Source organism: Coprococcus phoceensis (assembly GCF_900104635.1).
GTDB classification, from domain to species: domain Bacteria; phylum Bacillota; class Clostridia; order Lachnospirales; family Lachnospiraceae; genus Faecalimonas; species Faecalimonas phoceensis.
In genome coordinates this window covers 897,386-913,627 of record NZ_FNWC01000007.1, presented here as the reverse complement: position 1 = coordinate 913,627, position 16,242 = coordinate 897,386, and the positions used below count along the sequence as shown (strand labels likewise).

The 16,242-nt window shown below is 41.0% G+C and carries 12 protein-coding genes; all 12 read right to left on the bottom strand.

Features of this window, described 5'->3' with window-relative positions:
- Positions 1-67 precede the first annotated feature (67 nt).
- Positions 68-2,986 carry a penicillin-binding transpeptidase domain-containing protein gene (locus BQ5364_RS08075; RefSeq protein ID WP_207646116.1) on the bottom strand — a complete coding sequence of 973 codons (2,919 nt, stop codon included), beginning with the start codon at positions 2,984-2,986 and terminating at the stop codon, positions 68-70.
- The gene (mreD, locus tag BQ5364_RS08070; RefSeq protein ID WP_022251057.1) at positions 2,967-3,485 is read right to left on the bottom strand and encodes a rod shape-determining protein MreD; all 519 of its coding nucleotides are present in this window, start codon (positions 3,483-3,485) and stop codon (positions 2,967-2,969) included. Before mreD ends, BQ5364_RS08075 begins: the two co-directional genes overlap by 20 nt.
- Positions 3,486-3,502: 17 nt before the next feature.
- On the bottom strand, positions 3,503-4,366 hold the full coding sequence (mreC, locus tag BQ5364_RS08065; RefSeq protein ID WP_022251056.1) for a rod shape-determining protein MreC: 864 nt from the start codon (positions 4,364-4,366) through the stop codon (positions 3,503-3,505).
- A gap of 1 nt (position 4,367) precedes the next feature.
- Positions 4,368-5,390 (bottom strand): rod shape-determining protein, encoded by a 1,023-nt coding sequence (locus BQ5364_RS08060; protein ID WP_071143980.1) that lies wholly within the window; start codon positions 5,388-5,390, stop codon positions 4,368-4,370.
- 18 nt (positions 5,391-5,408) lie between these two features.
- On the bottom strand, positions 5,409-6,107 hold the full coding sequence (gene radC, locus BQ5364_RS08055) for a RadC family protein (RefSeq protein WP_004612574.1): 699 nt from the start codon (positions 6,105-6,107) through the stop codon (positions 5,409-5,411).
- Positions 6,108-6,141: 34 nt separating this feature from the next.
- Entirely contained in the window at positions 6,142-6,402 is a 261-nt protein-coding gene (locus tag BQ5364_RS08050; protein WP_004612573.1) for a DUF4321 domain-containing protein, read from the bottom strand.
- A gap of 108 nt (positions 6,403-6,510) precedes the next feature.
- Positions 6,511-8,112 carry an NAD(P)/FAD-dependent oxidoreductase gene (locus BQ5364_RS08045; protein WP_004612572.1) on the bottom strand — a complete coding sequence of 534 codons (1,602 nt, stop codon included), beginning with the start codon at positions 8,110-8,112 and terminating at the stop codon, positions 6,511-6,513.
- Positions 8,109-9,344 carry a BaiN/RdsA family NAD(P)/FAD-dependent oxidoreductase gene (locus BQ5364_RS08040; protein ID WP_004612571.1) on the bottom strand — a complete coding sequence of 412 codons (1,236 nt, stop codon included), beginning with the start codon at positions 9,342-9,344 and terminating at the stop codon, positions 8,109-8,111. Before BQ5364_RS08040 ends, BQ5364_RS08045 begins: the two co-directional genes overlap by 4 nt.
- Positions 9,341-10,624, bottom strand: a complete 1,284-nt coding sequence (locus BQ5364_RS08035; RefSeq protein WP_004612570.1) for a methionine gamma-lyase family protein — start codon at positions 10,622-10,624, stop codon at positions 9,341-9,343. Before BQ5364_RS08035 ends, BQ5364_RS08040 begins: the two co-directional genes overlap by 4 nt.
- Positions 10,612-11,568 carry a tRNA (adenosine(37)-N6)-dimethylallyltransferase MiaA gene (miaA, locus tag BQ5364_RS08030; protein ID WP_071143979.1) on the bottom strand — a complete coding sequence of 319 codons (957 nt, stop codon included), beginning with the start codon at positions 11,566-11,568 and terminating at the stop codon, positions 10,612-10,614. The genes BQ5364_RS08035 and miaA overlap by 13 nt, the downstream gene beginning before the upstream one ends.
- Before the next feature lie 8 nt (positions 11,569-11,576).
- Positions 11,577-13,568 carry a DNA mismatch repair endonuclease MutL gene (gene mutL, locus BQ5364_RS08025; RefSeq protein WP_071143978.1) on the bottom strand — a complete coding sequence of 664 codons (1,992 nt, stop codon included), beginning with the start codon at positions 13,566-13,568 and terminating at the stop codon, positions 11,577-11,579.
- A gap of 21 nt (positions 13,569-13,589) precedes the next feature.
- Positions 13,590-16,241: a DNA mismatch repair protein MutS gene (gene mutS, locus BQ5364_RS08020; RefSeq protein ID WP_331463014.1), complete on the bottom strand. Its 2,652-nt coding sequence runs from the start codon at positions 16,239-16,241 to the stop codon at positions 13,590-13,592.
- Between the last annotated feature and the right edge of the window lies 1 nt (position 16,242).

Genomic DNA, 16,242 nt, shown 5'->3' with positions numbered 1-16,242 from the left:
TATATCTGCGGGTCTGTTTGACATTTTTCTTTTGTGCTTTAAAAAGGGTTCTGAACGTATTTTCCGGTTAATCTCCTCGTATCTCTGAACCAAGTGAAGAAGCAGTTCCGGTTACAAGATCGGCATCATCTGCCAGATTAAAATATTTTCTAACCATATCTCTTCCGATCTCAGCAGGATAACCAGAATTATATCCATATGCAATACGTGCACTGACTGCAATCTGCGGTTCATCAGCTGGTGCGTATCCCACAAACAATACGTGGTCCGCATGCGCTTTGCTATGCTGTGCAGTACCGGTCTTTCCTGCCATTTGGATTCCGCCATCCCGCACGCTTTTAAAGCGGCTGTCGCGTTCTACCATCTGTTCCATACCTTCTTCAATCAAATCAAAGCTACTACTGCTAATTTCACTTTCCTCAATCTGTTTATATAATGTAGGCTCAAACTCTTTGACAAGATTACCGTCAACATCTTCAATTTTACTCAAAAGTGTAAGATCATACACGGTACCTCGATTTGCAATAGCTGTCACATATTTTGCAAGCTGGCTTGTTGTAAAGAGGTTTGTACCCTGTCCGATTGCAGAACGGACAGCATCCTCATCACTGACACGAGGTTCAGATTCTGGAATTTCAAGACCGGAAGTCTCTCCAAGACCAAACATCTCCGCGTATTTCGCAAGTTTGTCAGTTCCGACATCCGAAGAGTAATTTCCTTCAGATGATAAACCAAGACGATATCCGACATCAAAGAAAAAGTTGTTACATGAATGTGCCAGCGCACCGGTTACGGTTAAGTTGCCGTGCCCTCCAGGATAAATCCAACATTTCGGACTAGGGGTAATATTTTTATATGGTCCATAACATCCAATCGTAGTACTTCCGGTAATAATACCTTCTGAAAGCCCCGCCGCTGAGGATACCATCTTATAGGTAGATCCAGGTGCGGTTGTCTCTTGAGTAGCTTTATTGTAAAACGGCTGTGAAAGATCTACATACAATTTATTGTAGTAGTCTGAATCCATTGTATTGGCAAGTCGATTGTTGTCATATCCCGGATAAGAGACAAGTGCAAGTGTTTTTCCTGTCGCAACTTCAGTCATAACAAATGATCCGGTGGACGGTTCAACACCTAACTGCCCTGGGGTAATTTCCAGACTTTCAATCTTGCTGCGAATGAAATCATACGCCGATATTGATCCTGATGCAAGTCTGTTATATTGATCCTGTTGTTCATCAAGCGGAAGTACATTTTGTTCATATAACAGCATACATACCTGACTTCCACGAAGCGTTCCATCTTTGATCATGTACTGGTAAATAAGTTTTTCAAAATTGCTGTCTGTTTTCAGATAGTCATTGATAAACGTTAATATTCCCTGGTACAGTTCTCCGGCATTTGAATATTTTTCGTCGGAAGATACGTAATCCTGAATGACAGAAGTATCAATCCAGTTCTTTGAAATGGCATAATTCAAGTACTCTTTCAAACTGATTGATTCATCTGTTTTCCAAGCTTTATAGGTCTCATCGTTCGTATCAATTTTATCTTTCATAATAATTTCCGTCTTGGAAGTAAGTAGATCCGCCTCAATATAATTCATATATGCCTGCATCTCTTTCGACAGATCTTCATATGGTTCTGCTGATGAAGATTGCAGCTCTGTTATAATCTCATTAATGGCAGTATCCAGTCTTTGACTGTATGCAGCATAGACCTCCTGCTCAGTCGCCTGTGCCTCACTCGTCGCAAAGTGATCAATATCTAAAATCTCATTTGCAAAAAATGCATTATAGATATCACCGACCGGAATAATAATATCGGAATTTCCCTCTGGATCTCTGGTATAATCAAGAGCCGTCGTCATTTTTTTCAAAATAATACCTGCAAGCTTTTCCTCTATTAAATTGTACGCCGTAATCTGCAGATTCTTATCGATAGAAAGATAAAGGTTATTGCCTGCCTTCGGCTCCTTATCTTTCTTGCTTTCAATAACTTTTCCCACACTGTCGACATATACCGTTTCTTTTCCTTTTTCACCTTGCAGATATTCATCCATTGTCTGCTCGATACCTGATTTTCCTACAATATCTGTCAGAGAATACGATTTCTGCTGTTCTTCGCTCAGATCGTCGTACTCTTCCTGAGAGATCTTTCCGGTGTATCCAAGAATGGATGAAAAATATTTACTGTCCGGATATTCTCTCAGAGATTCCTCTCCGATACTGATTCCTTGAAGATCAGATAGATTTTCCATGATAACCGCCACTGTCTGGTCACTGACATCAGAAGCAATGGTTGTTGGAATATACTTCTGGAAACTGTTTAAATGCATTCCATATCGGATTGTCACAAGCTGAAGGACACGGGATTTTCCATATTTTTCTTCGTATTTTTCCTGATCAATACCAAATCCCCAAGATTTTCCACGCTTATTCGCACAGAGAAAATCCATGACTTCCTGCGGCGTAGAATTTTTTTCATCTTCCGATAACTTATCAATTGTTGTATATCCATAAATATCGGCAAGAAAACGCAGTCTTCTGGTACCTTCCGAGTAAAGAAATTCATATTCATTATTAGAGTTTAGAATAATTCCAAAATCATTTACAATCGAATCTCCATTTTTTTCTACCATATCAATGACGCTATTGATTGTTTTATTAATAAGTTTATTTTTCTGTTTGGTATCTTCATAAGAACCATTATCTTCAATCTGTACGGAATAAGCGAGCTTGTTTGTAGCAAGCACCTCCCCGTTGCGGTCATATATAACTCCTCTAGTTCCTTGGATGGTTTTTGTCTTTTGAATCTTCAATTTGTAGTTGTTCAGGTAATCTTCCCCTTTTACAATCTGTAAATAGAATACACGCTGAATCAAAATTGCAGATAAAATACAAAAAACAACAATCAAAACAAATAATCTTGACTTTAATACTTCTAGAATAGAATCTTTTAGACGATTAAACAAATTTACTTGCACTCCTTTTTTCTTCTGCTTCTAATTTTTGGTTAATATGCAAAATAAGCTGGTATAAAATTAATGTTACTAAAATAGTATATATTAATTCCGGCATAATGATATGGTTCAAATAATATAGATAATTGAACCGACTTCGAATAATGAACATGAAAATACACACAATATGTCCATAAATAAAGTCACTTGCCGCAATCAAAATCAATGGAAGTTTAATATCCTCAGCGTAAAAAATCCGCTTGAAGAAACCATTTACATAGCCAATCAGCATAAAAACTAAAGCGTAAAATCCAATCAGCTCACTAAAGAATATATCGACAAGCAGACCGGAAAGAAAGCCGACAAACATACCTTCCTTTTTACCGCGCATGAATCCAAATGCTGATGTGATTACAATCAAAAGATTCGGTGTGATGGATGCAAATGCAATTTTTTGAAAAACGGTACACTCTAATAAAAAGCATACAACAATAATTAAAACAGTGATGACTCTTCTTTTCAAAACAGTACTCCTTTCTACTATTCTTCTTTCTCCAGCATCTCCTCTTTTGTAGTTGTAATGACAAGTACTTCCTGTAAATGTTGAAAGTCAACAGCAGGTGTAATATATCCCGATCTTGTAAGGTTGTTTGCATCCGTTGTGATTTCACTGACATACCCGATCAAAATTCCCTGCAGATATTTGCTGCTGATATGTGAAGTAACAACCTGTTCTCCTTCTTTTATTTCGGAACCATTATTTGCAAGCTGTTCAAAACGAATTTTCCCATCGTTCATCAGCGTTAAATCCCCTTTTACAATACATTTATCCGAAGTCGACAAAATCAGCGCGCTGACATTGCTGGAATCATCTATGATCGAGCGTACACGTGCCCAATTCGGTCCGACTTCTGTCACAATTCCCACAAGACCGGTTCCAGCCATGACATTCATATCCTTTTTGATACCATCTTTTTCTCCTTTATCAATGGTAAAAGAACTGAACCAGTTACCGGAATCATTCGCGGTGACATGTGCACCGACTTTTTTATAATCCGCATAACTTTGGTCAAGCGCATAAAGTTCCTGAAGGCGTTCTAATTCATAACGCTCTTGCTGCAGACGATTGTTCTCAATCGTTAATTCGTCCACAGTTTTCTGCAGTTTCTCATTTTTGCTTTTTACTTCTTTTAATGTTTCAAAATTTTGAGTTAGATCGCTCATCCACAATCCAATATTATTGATTCCTTTCTGCATCGGAACAATCGTGTAATTTGCCACTGTCCGAAGCGGCCCATTCACTTTATCTGTCACAAGTGACAGTCCCATCAAAATGATACAGATTAATGAAAGAATCAATAACCAATATTTACTTGCTAATGTCGTTTGATTTTTTGTTTTCATATTATCCCATCCACCTATAATTTTCATCTAACATTGAAAATGTCAATTTTCTCAATTCTTTTGATTGAATGATCTGTTTGAGACCTTCCACCACACAAACATCAGGATTCTTGACAGCTTGTGCTTTAATACCGGTTCTTCCTTCTATGTATTCGGCAAGTCCTTTCATATGAGCGAGCCCGCCTGTAACATAAATCCCGTTCATCTCAATTGATTTTCGGACTTCAGGCGGTGTTCGTTCCAATAGGAGGTCAATCTCTCGAATACAGGCAGCCAAAGGCTCTTTAACCGCCGCTCTTACAAGATTGACGGAAATCTCTTTCTGCTGTGGAACACCGGTAATCAAATCCCTGCCGGCAACCTCCATGGAAGTGTCCGTCTTTTCATCGAAGACATCAAAATGCTGCCGTAATTTTTCCGCAGTCAGTCGTCCGATCAAAAAATCTGTAGTATGACGTACAAGGCTGCTGATTGCATTGTCAAGCATAGCACCTCCGGTCTTTACTAATTTATTCAAGACCATACCGCCTGATGCGAGGACGGACAGCTCTGTTGTCTCACCACCGAAATTGGAAATAAATATTCCAGGAGAATTCTGAATATCCAGCCCAATCCCGATCGCATCTGCGACTGCCCGCTCTACAACATTGACTTCTTTTGCCTTTGCAGTAGAATGTACAACCAAATCAAAGAATGCCTTTTTTTCAACTTCCGTCACATCAGTCGGAACGGCTACTATATATTTTGAGCCACGTGCAAAATGGCGTTCCTTTTTCAGCAGATTGTTCAATAAGTACTGCATATCATAAAAGTGAGAAATCACGCCTTCTTTCATCGGAAAGACGACTTCTATATTGTCAGGCGCTTTTTCAAACATCTCATATGCCTCGTCACCCACAGAAAAAATCTCATCTTCATTTGCAATAGCAATTGTATTTTTTTCTCGCCATATGGCATTCTTTTTTTTATCATAAACTTTGATCTCATAAGTGCCAAGATCCAGTCCATATATATTTCCAAACATTGTATATCCTTTCGATTGTCATAAAAGCCTCTGTTCAGCAAAGCTGATATAACAATTATTGCCAATAATAATGTGATCTAATAATTCAATTCCAATCAGATTACCTGCATCTGTCACTCTTTTAGTCAGCAGTATATCATTTTTACTTGGTGTCGGATCACCGCTTGGGTGATTGTGCATCAGTATAATGGAAACTGCATTTTTCTCAAGAGCTTCTATAAATAATTCTCTTGGAGAGACTAAAGAAGCGTTAACTGTTCCTTTTGAAATATCAGTCTCACCAATGAGTTTTGATTTCGTATTCAGCATCAGAAGTTTCATGTGTTCCTGCTTCCGATGACGCAGATCTTCCATATAATAATCTGCGATTGTAGACGGAGACGTAAAAATCAGACTTTCTTTTACACTGGCCTTCGAAAGACGCTTTGCCAATTCCGAGAGGCATAAAATCTGAGTTGCTTTTACTGTTCCGATTCCTTTGATTGCCTTCAGCTTTTCCATTGTAAGCTGGTGCACTGCCAAAATATTGTCCTCTTCCTGCTCCGATGTGCGTAAAATATTACGCGCCATCTCCAAAGAGTTTGTACCTCTTGTCCCAGTTCTCAAAAGAACCGCGAGCAGCTCTGCGTTTGACAAGTTCTCGACTCCATAGCGGAGACACTTTTCATACGGCCGCTCATCTTCCAACATTTCTTTGATTGTGCATGTTTGATTCATTCTCTTGTACAGACTCTTTGACACGATAGCATTGCTATAAGAAGCGATAAATAATTGCAGATATAACAAGTCCAATAATGCTTGCGATTGTTATTTTGATATTTAATGCGAATGTAATAACCAATATACCGAGATTTAACACAATTGGGTTATCAAATCCAAAAGACTGCCCATAGTTCAACCAGGCAAATCCAGGCATATCTGCTGTAAGCGTTCCTATAAACCCGCCAAGAACAATCCCTGCCAACATTAAGAGAAATAACGCCCAGGAATTCTTCCCTCCTGCCCTCTTCATTTGTACTCCACCTCGTTTCTTACTCCACAAACTTTACTTATTTTACCACAATTTAAAATTGGTGTACATAGTTAACACATTAAATTTTTCTGAATAAATTGTGACGAATCAGTCGAAAAATGTAAATTCCTTTGCGATCATTTCAGCCACTTTTATTCCATCCATCGCTGCCGAAGTGATTCCGCCTGCATATCCTGCACCTTCTCCACACGGGTAAATCCGCAGATTTTCAAGGTGAAGTTCCTGATTTCTAGGAATTCGAACAGGAGAAGATGTACGGCTCTCCACGCCAGATAACACCGTGTCATCTTTTGCAAAACCATGTATTTGTCTGTCGAACACTTTTATTCCTTCTTCAATAGAATCACCAATTTCTTTTGGAAAAATTGCACGAACATTCGCAAACGTGTACGCTCCCTTTATCTGAGGTTCAATTTTTCCGAAATGCTCTGTAACTTTATTCTCACAAAAATCTCCAAAGCACTGTACCGGGACCGCTCCTTTTCCCACCTGATACGCCCGTTCTTCCAGCAATTGCTGAAATCTAACGCCAGCCAGTGGATGCTCCGAACCATAATCTTTAGGTGTTACTGTCACAATGATCGCACTATTTGCATTTTTCCCATCCCGCGCATGATAACTCATTCCATTTACGGCGAGCCGACCTTCCTCAGAGGAAGCATTGACGACATATCCTCCCGGACACATGCAGAACGAATAAACACCTCTTCCATTTTCCAAATTTGCTGCCACTTTATATGGAGCGGCAGGGAGATCGTAAGGTACATTTTCACCATACTGAGCACAATTTATCATTTCCTGGTCATGCTCAACTCTGACACCTACTGCGAATGATTTAGCGATCATCGGAATCTGTCTTTCATAGAGCATGGAAAAAGTGTCTCTGGCGCTGTGCCCGATTGCCAGTACAAGTATCTCTGCCGGGCAGCGGATACTTTCAGCATCAGTTGTCACCGTGATTGCCGTAAGCTTTCCGTCTTCCACATGAATATCCGTCATCTGACTGTGAAAATGTACTTCACCGCCCCAATCTAAAATCCGCTGTCTCATATTTTTTACAACTGTAATCAAAAGATCGGTTCCAATATGTGGTTTATGACTGTACAGGATGTCCTTTGGCGCACCGTTTTCCACAAAGATTTCCAGCACTTTCCGGTTCCTTCCAACTGGATCTTTGACAAGTGTATTTAGTTTTCCATCTGAAAATGTTCCTGCACCGCCCTCTCCGAACTGTACATTGGAGTTCGGATTTAGAATCTGTTCGTTCCAAAATCGTTCCACATCTTTTTTTCGTTCCTCTACAGAAGCGCCACGTTCATATACAACCGGACGATATCCATGCTCGGCAAGCAAATATGCGCAAAATAATCCTGCCGGTCCGCTTCCGATGACCACCGGTCGGTGTTCCATCTTCTTGGTACCGGAATTTGGAAAGTCATAAGGTGTCTCGTGGATGAGTGTCACCTGATTTCCTTTTTGACGTCTCATAATCTTTTGCTCATTTGAAACCTCCACATCCACGGTGTAGACATACATAATATTGGGTTTCTTTCGGGCATCAATGGACTGTTTGCGAATTTTTAAAGATAGTACCTCTTTTTCAGAAATACGAAGTATTTTTGTTGCCTTTTGAACCAACTCCTCTTTGCCCTTATCTGGAGTCAGTTTTATCTGATTGATTCGAATCATCTTTCCATTCCTTTCGCCGCGTGCTTCCCGGCAAGAAAACCAGTTGCCCACGCCCATTGTAAATTATATCCTCCGCAGATTCCGTCAATATCCATCAGTTCTCCTGTGATATATAAGTCTTTCACAAGAACAGACTCCATCGTAGCCGGATTTATCATATCTGTGCGTACTCCACCGGCACAAACCTGTGCCTGTTCAAAAGGATTTGTCTCCTCGATCTCCACCTGAAAATGCTTACACAGAGAAAACAATTTTTCCCATTTATCAGATCGGATTTCGGAAGCTTTTATATGCAATGGGATATACGCCTGCTTTAAAAACAACTCGCTTAGCTTACGATTAAATATCCCTACAAAGAAATCCTCTGCCGTTCTATCAGCATGTTGTCGTTTTCGTTCTTCCATCAATATGCAAAACTCGTTGTCATCAGCCTCAGGGAAAAAATCAATCTCTGCTTCTACCAACTTCTTCTCTTTGAGCGCCTTTGCTGCAAATCTGCTGATCTGAAAAACAGGAATGCCGGAAATACCGTAGTTTGTAAGCTGAAGCTCTCCTGTGTCAGCAGCCTGACAATCTCCGTCGACCAGCACGGATACCTTCGCATTTGTGCGAACGCCCGCCACCTGTTTAAAATAGGTGCCTTTCCCGCGAAGTTGTACAAGTGCAGGGACAACCGGAGAAATCGTATGACCAAATTGTTTTGCCAATGCATAGCCACTTCCGTCAGACCCCAATACTGCGGCTGCCTTACCACCTGTCGCCAAAATTACCGCATCCGCACAATATTTTTTGTTTCCCGCCACAACTGTAAATTGCTCTTTTTTTTGTGAAACGGAAGTTACATGCTCATTTAGAATAACATCGACTGAAAGTTTTTCCAATTCCATCACAAGGACATCCAACACTGCGGATGCCTGTTCTGAAACAGGGTAGATATACCCCTGTCTGCTTTTTGTGAGAACACCTAACGACTCAAAAAAGGAAACTGTCTCTTTATAGCCAAATTTCTTTAACACAGTATCGACAATCGAGAGATCTTCACCGCGGAAACATTCTGCTACCATATACTCATTGGTCAAATTACATTTTCCGTTTCCGGTAGATAAGATTTTTTTTCCGAGTTTATTCTGATGTTCTATAATTGTCACCTTCGCGCCTTCTCTTGCGGCCGAAATTGCAGCGACCATTCCGGAAGCTCCTCCGCCTACGATGATTACATGTCTTTTTTTCATAACTGTACGATTCCTTTTCTCACTAAATGTTCCAAAGACATGAGAATCCCAAGTTTTGCGTGCGGCCAGGTAAGTCCTCCCTGAAAATAAACTGCATATGGAGGTTTGATCGGTCCGTCGGCACTTAGTTCAATAGATGAACCTTGTACAAATGCTCCGGCAGCCATGATCACATCACTGTCATATCCAGGCATTGCCCAAGGTTCCGGTGATACATAGCTGTCAACCGGTGCGGCAGCCTGAATTCCCTGACAGAATGCGATAACACCTTCCGGTGTGCCAAGTTCCACTGCCTGTATAATGTCATGCCTGCTTTCTGTGCTGTTTGGAATCACAGAAAAGCCAAGTTTTTCGTAGATGTTTGCCGCAAAAATGGCGCCTTTTAATGCGCTTCCGACAACCGTTGGTGCAAGGAAAAATCCCTGATAAAAAGACTGCATCACCCCAAGTGAAGCCCCTACTTCTTTTCCAAGTCCCGGCGACGTCAAACGATAAGCACAGTTTTCAATGTATTCCTCTTTACCGGCTATGTAACCGCCAATCGGCGCCAGTCCGCCACCTGGATTTTTGATAAGTGATCCGACAATCAAATCTGCCCCCACATCACTTGGCTCGATTGTCTCCACAAACTCTCCATAACAGTTGTCGACCATACAGATTACATCTGGTTTAATCTTCTTCACAAATGAGATCAATTGTCCAATCTGTGCAACGGAAAAGCTTGGACGTGTCTGATATCCTTTCGATCTCTGAATTGTGATCAGTTTTGTTTTCTCATGAATTGCTTTTTTGATATTTTCATAGTCAAATGTGCCATCCTCTAACAGATCTACCTGTCGGTATGTGATTCCATATTCCGAAAGAGAACCCTTTGATTTGCGAATCCCAATTACTTCCTCCAGTGTGTCATACGGTTTTCCAACAGGAGAGAGCAATTCATCTCCCGGTCTTAGATTGGCGCTCAGTGCAAGTGCAAGTGCATGTGTCCCACAGGTAATCTGCGGACGTACCAAAGCAGATTCTGTGTGAAATGTTTTTGCATAAACTTCTTCCAGCGTGTCACGTCCCTGATCATTGTATCCGTATCCGCTTGCATAATTAAAGCAGGCTTCATTGACACGACTTTCCTGCATCGCGCGAATCACTTTCAATTGATTAAATTCTGTCACCTTGTCAATCTGATCAAAACGATCTTCCAGTGACTTTTCTATTTCTTTTCCAAACTGATATACTTTTTCTGAGATTCCAAGCTCTCTATACATCTCTGTCATTTCAAACATATATAAGGTATCCTTTCTTGTATTTTCGTAATCATCATATCTACAACTTTGGCTTCATTATGATCATATTGACTTTTATCGATCCAGATCACATCACGTTCTCTTCGAAACCAAGTGAGCTGCCTCTTTGCAAAATGCCGTGTGTCTCGTTTTAAAATATAGATTGTTTCCTCAAGCGTGCAATCGCCGTCAAGATAGTCCAAAATCTCTTTATAACCAAGTCCTTGCATGGAGACCATATCTTTTGTATATCCCCGTTCTTTTAACGACTGAACTTCCTCCAATAATCCATCCTGCACCATCTGATCCACACGCAGATTGATGCGGTCATACAAAAGTTTTCGATCATCTGTCAAAACGAAGTAGCAGAAATCATAAGGTGACTCCTTTGTACGTTCTGTCTCATTATGCTCGGAGATTTTCTGTCCGGTCTGCTTGAAAAACTCCAATGCCCGAATAACACGTTTTACATTGTTTGCATGAATCGTTTCAGCAGATTTTTCATCCACCTTTCGAAGTTCTTCATGGAGATATTGGGCACCTTTTTCTTTTGCAAGCCGTTCTAATTCTTCTCGGTAAGAAGAGTCTTCATTGCTTTCTGTAAAGTCAATGTCATAGAGTAATGCCTGAATGTAAAATCCGGTTCCACCTACCACAATTGGAATATGTCCATTTGCGTAAATCTTTTCCATTGCCTGTTTTGCCATCTCCTGAAAACGCACTACATGAAATTCTTCATCCGGTTCTAGCTCATCAATCAAATAATGAGGTACTCCCTGCATCTCTTCTGAGCGGATCTTGGCGGAACCGATGTCCATATATTTGTAAACTTGCATGGAATCGGCTGAAATGATCTCCCCACCGATTTTCTTTGCAAGCTCGATAGACGCTTTTGTTTTGCCGACTGCCGTCGGTCCTGTTAAAATAATAATTGGTTTCTTCATAGTTATCCCTACACAATTCTTTTGAATTTCTTTTCCAGTTCTCGTTTTGTCATGGCGATAATCGTCGGTCTTCCATGCGGACAGTGATATGGATTTTCAAGCTCCAAAAGTTCGCCGATCAAAGTTTCTACCTCAGCGGCAGATAGACGGGAATTTCCTTTCACTGCTGCCTTACAGGACATCGATGCAACTTTTTCAGCAACAATATCCGGTGCAAGAGACGAATGAATTCCGTCGACAAGCTGGTCCAGCATCTCTGTAAACAATTCTCTTTTTGCAATGCTGAACAGATTGTCAGGAACCGCTCGAATTGCGTATGAATCTCCACCAAACGGCTCAATCTCAAATCCAATATTTGTAAAAATATCCATATGTGTATTCAGCGCTTCTTCCTCCTGCATGGAAAGATTCAGGATGATAGGCGGACTTAAATATTGAGAAGTAAACTCCCTGTCTTTCATGCCGCGAAGCGTCTTTTCATACAACACGCGTTCATGGGCTGCATGTTGGTCAATGATATAAAGCTGTTCATGAAACTCCACAAGCCAGTAAGTCTCAAATAGCTGTCCGATAATCTTGTATTCCTGTGCTGCTTTTTTTGTAAGCAGCTTCTCCTCGAAGAAATCCAACTGCTTTTCTGTTACAACCGACTTCTGCTCTCTTGGCGCAACCGCCTGTTCAGGCATTGGTTCTTTTGCAACTGTCCGCTGTTCAGGCACCGGTTGTTTTACAGCTGCCACTTGGCTTGCAGGCAAAGCTTCATAGTTCACGTTTTCTTGAACGACTGATGGCGCAGGAGTTGGTTTTACTTTCGTCACTTGCTGATGGTATGCTGTTACCCTCTCCCGCATTTTTTTCATAAAATAATCCAGATTTTTTTCTTCCTCTATAACCGGTGTTTTTCTTTCTTCTCTGACTGGCGTCATTGGTTGTTCTTGTTTTCGCTCGACAATTTTTTCTGCTTTCACAGGAACTTCTTTTGCCTCAGGAAGCTCCACTCTTGGAATCAGTTCCGGTTCACTTAATGTCTGCTTCAGAGCATTGTAGATAAAATTGTACACGCCCTGCTGATTGCTGAAACGAAGTTCCATCTTCGTCGGATGCACATTGACATCCAAGTCGGTTCCGTCCATTGTAAAGTGCAACGCCGTAAACGGATACTTGTGCTGCATCGTAAAATCTTTATAAGCATCTTCGATTGCCTTTGCAATGATGTTGCTTTTGACATAACGTCCGTTGATAAAATAGTTCTCGTAATTTCGATTCCCGCGGGAGATGATCGGTTTTCCGATGAATCCCTGTACCTGTATTCCGTCAATCCTTTCGTTGGTTTCCAATAGATTATTGGCAATATCCCGCCCAAATACATGATAAATAATATCTTTTAATTTCCCGTTTCCGGAAGTGTGCAGTTTTTCCTGACCATTGTTGATGAATTGTATAGATACCTCCGGATGAGACAATGCAAGTCTTGTCATCAGTTCACTGACATGACTTGCCTCCGTCATCGGAGTTTTTAAAAATTTTCTTCTTGCAGGTGTATTATAAAAAATCTGATGTACAAGAAAAGTCGTTCCATCCGGTGCACCCGTGTCTTCTATAGATTTTTCTGCGCCGCCCTCAATCCGATAACGGGTACCGGTAACTTCATCTTTTGTCTTTGTAATCAGTTCTACCTGTGCGATCGCAGCAATACTTGACAGCGCCTCTCCTCGGAATCCAAGTGAAGCCACCGTGCTCAGATCGTCTACAGAGCGGATTTTGCTGGTAGAATGACGCAAAAACGCAAGCGGAACTTCTCCTTTTGGAATACCGCATCCATTGTCTGTAATGCGTATAAAAGAAATGCCACCCTCTTTAATCTCCACAGTGACCGCACTTGCCCCTGCATCAATAGCGTTTTCTACCAACTCTTTTATAATAGAAGCAGGACGCTCAATTACCTCTCCCGCTGCAATTTTATCGATTGTAATTTGATCTAAAACTTGAATATTTACCATAAATGCTTCCTCTTTTCACAATTACCATCTGTTCTTCAGCTTGTTCTGCAGACGATGAATCGTATTCAGTGCATCCATCGGAGTCAGATGTGCAACATCAAGCTCTTCCAGTTCTTTTAAGACATCATCATCCTTTACCGTGTCAAACAGCGACATCTGTGCCAGATCCACCTCATCGTATTTTTTCATTTTCTTTTTCGTATCCGCAGACTGCACGGAAATGTCACGTACTCTTGTTGTGATATCAGCCTCACTTAGTTCACTTACAATTTCTTTTGCCCGTGCAATAACAGATTCCGGCACGCCGGCAAGCTTTGCAACTTGAATTCCATAGCTTTTGTCTGCTCCGCCTTTCACAATTTTTCGCAGGAAAACAATATCGTCTCCTTTTTCTTTGACGGCGATACAATAGTTATTCACACTGTCAATCTTTCCTTCCAGTTCTGTCAGTTCGTGATAATGTGTTGCAAAAAGTGTCTTTGCCCCCAACAGTTTACCGTTACTGATATGTTCCACAACTGCCCAGGCAATACTAAGACCGTCAAAAGTACTTGTCCCACGTCCGATTTCATCTAAGATTAAGAGACTTTTGCTTGTGGCATTTCGCAAAATATTTGCAACCTCTGTCATCTCCACCATAAATGTACTCTGTCCGGATGCAAGATCATCAGATGCTCCCACACGGGTAAAAATACGATCTACAATTCCGATATTCGCTGTCTCCGCAGGCACGAAAGAACCGATCTGTGCCATGAGAACAATCAGCGCTGTCTGACGCATATAAGTGGACTTTCCTGCCATATTCGGTCCTGTAATAATGGACACACGATTCTTTTTATCATCCAGATAGGTGTCGTTTGCAATAAACATATCATTTGGAATCATCTTCTCCACAACCGGATGACGTCCGTTTTTTATGTCGATGACGCCCTTTTCGTTAATCTTCGGACGCACATAGTTGTTGCGTTCTGCGACGAGTGCCAATGATGCAAACACATCGATCTGCGCGATTGCCTTCGCTGTCTTTTGAATTCGAACGACCTCATCTGCAATCGTGTCTCGAACATTGCAATACAGTTCATATTCCAACGCATACAGCTTATCTTCTGCGCCTAAAATAGTATCTTCCAATTCTTTCAATCTCGGAATGATATAACGCTCTGCATTGGCGAGTGTCTGTTTTCTTGTATAGTAATCCGGGACAAGTTCCTTGTAGGAATTCGTCACCTCTAAATAATAGCCAAATACTTTATTGTACTTGATTTTTAAATTTTTGATGCCTGTCTTTTCCCGCTCTTCTGCTTCCAGCTCAGCAAGCCAGGTCTTTCCTTCCGTCTTTGCATTGCGAAGCTTATCTACATCCGGGTGATAGCCTTCTTTGATAATACCGCCCTCTTTCATTGCAAGCGGCGGTTCCTCGCAGATTGCATGCTGAATTAACTGGCACAACTCTTCAAGTGTATCCAGCTCTTCATATAATTCTTGCAAAAGTGGAGTCTTCATATCTCCCAAAATATATTTGATATGCGGAAGCATCTCCAAAGAACTTTTAAATGCAATCAAATCTCTTGGATTTGCTGACTGGTAACTGATCTTGCTGATCAGACGTTCCAGGTCATATACCGGTGTTAAATATTCCCGGATCTCTTCTCTGGAAATCGCATCATCTTTTAGCTCACCTACTGCATCTAGTCGCTTTATGACCTCTTCTCTATGAATAAGTGGTTGCTCCACAAAACTTCTAAGTGTTCTGGCTCCCATTGCAGTCTTCGTCTTATCAAGCACCCATAACAAAGATCCTCTTTTTTGCTTTTCGCGCAAAGTCTCACACAGCTCCAGATTTCGTCTGGAGGAGCTGTCAAGGAGCATGTATTTTCCGGTTGTGTAGCTGATGATGCCTGTCAGATGTGCAAGTGAAGTCTTCTGCGTCTCATACAGATATTGAAGCAGTGCACCGGCAGCGATCAAACCACAGTTATAATCTGTCAGTCCAAGTCCTTCCAACGAAGATACTTTAAAGTGGTCTTTTAATACTTTTGTACACATCCCATCATCAAAATACCATGCATCTAATGAATAAATCGTGATTCCAAGCCGATTTTTCAGATCCTCAAGATCTAGTCCGCTCATATAAAGTGATTCATTACAGATGATTTCAGATGGAAAAAACTTTGCAATCTCATCTAAAAGCTTTCTCCCGCTGTCGAGTTCTGTCACAAAATAATCTCCGGTGGAGACATCTGCTACCGAAAGTCCATAGCGGTCGGCAATGTAAACAATACACATAATATAATTATTTTTTGTCTCATCCAACGCCTGTGTGTTAATATTCGTCCCAGGAGTCACAATACGAACCACTTCACGCTTTACGATACCTTTTGCAAGCTTTGGATCTTCCACCTGCTCACAGATTGCAACTTTATATCCCTTTTGTACTAATCTTGTGAGATATCCCTCTACAGCATGATAAGGAACGCCGCACATCGGTGCCCGTTCCTCAAGTCCACAGTTTTTTCCGGTTAATGTAATGTCCAGTTCTTTGGTGACGGTAAGCGCATCATCAAAGAACATTTCATAAAAATCACCTAATCTATAAAATAAGATGCAGTCTTTGTACTGTTCTTTTGTCTCCATATATTGCTGCATCATTGGAGTTAATGTACTACTACTCATA

Coding starts and splice junctions, on each gene's coding strand:
- mreC (WP_022251056.1), bottom strand. CDS start 4,366: ATGAAAACAAAAAATCAAACGACATTAGCAAGTAAATATTGGTTATTG.
- BQ5364_RS08060 (WP_071143980.1), bottom strand. CDS start 5,390: ATGTTTGGAAATATATATGGACTGGATCTTGGCACTTATGAGATCAAA.
- radC (WP_004612574.1), bottom strand. CDS start 6,107: ATGAATCAAACATGCACAATCAAAGAAATGTTGGAAGATGAGCGGCCG.
- BQ5364_RS08050 (WP_004612573.1), bottom strand. CDS start 6,402: ATGAAGAGGGCAGGAGGGAAGAATTCCTGGGCGTTATTTCTCTTAATG.
- BQ5364_RS08045 (WP_004612572.1), bottom strand. CDS start 8,112: ATGATTCGAATCAATCAGATAAAACTGACTCCAGATAAGGGCAAAGAG.
- BQ5364_RS08040 (WP_004612571.1), bottom strand. CDS start 9,344: ATGAAAAAAAGACATGTAATCATCGTAGGCGGAGGAGCTTCCGGAATG.
- BQ5364_RS08035 (WP_004612570.1), bottom strand. CDS start 10,624: ATGTTTGAAATGACAGAGATGTATAGAGAGCTTGGAATCTCAGAAAAA.
- miaA (WP_071143979.1), bottom strand. CDS start 11,568: ATGAAGAAACCAATTATTATTTTAACAGGACCGACGGCAGTCGGCAAA.
- mutL (WP_071143978.1), bottom strand. CDS start 13,568: ATGGTAAATATTCAAGTTTTAGATCAAATTACAATCGATAAAATTGCA.
- mutS (WP_331463014.1), bottom strand. CDS start 16,241: ATGAGTAGTAGTACATTAACTCCAATGATGCAGCAATATATGGAGACA.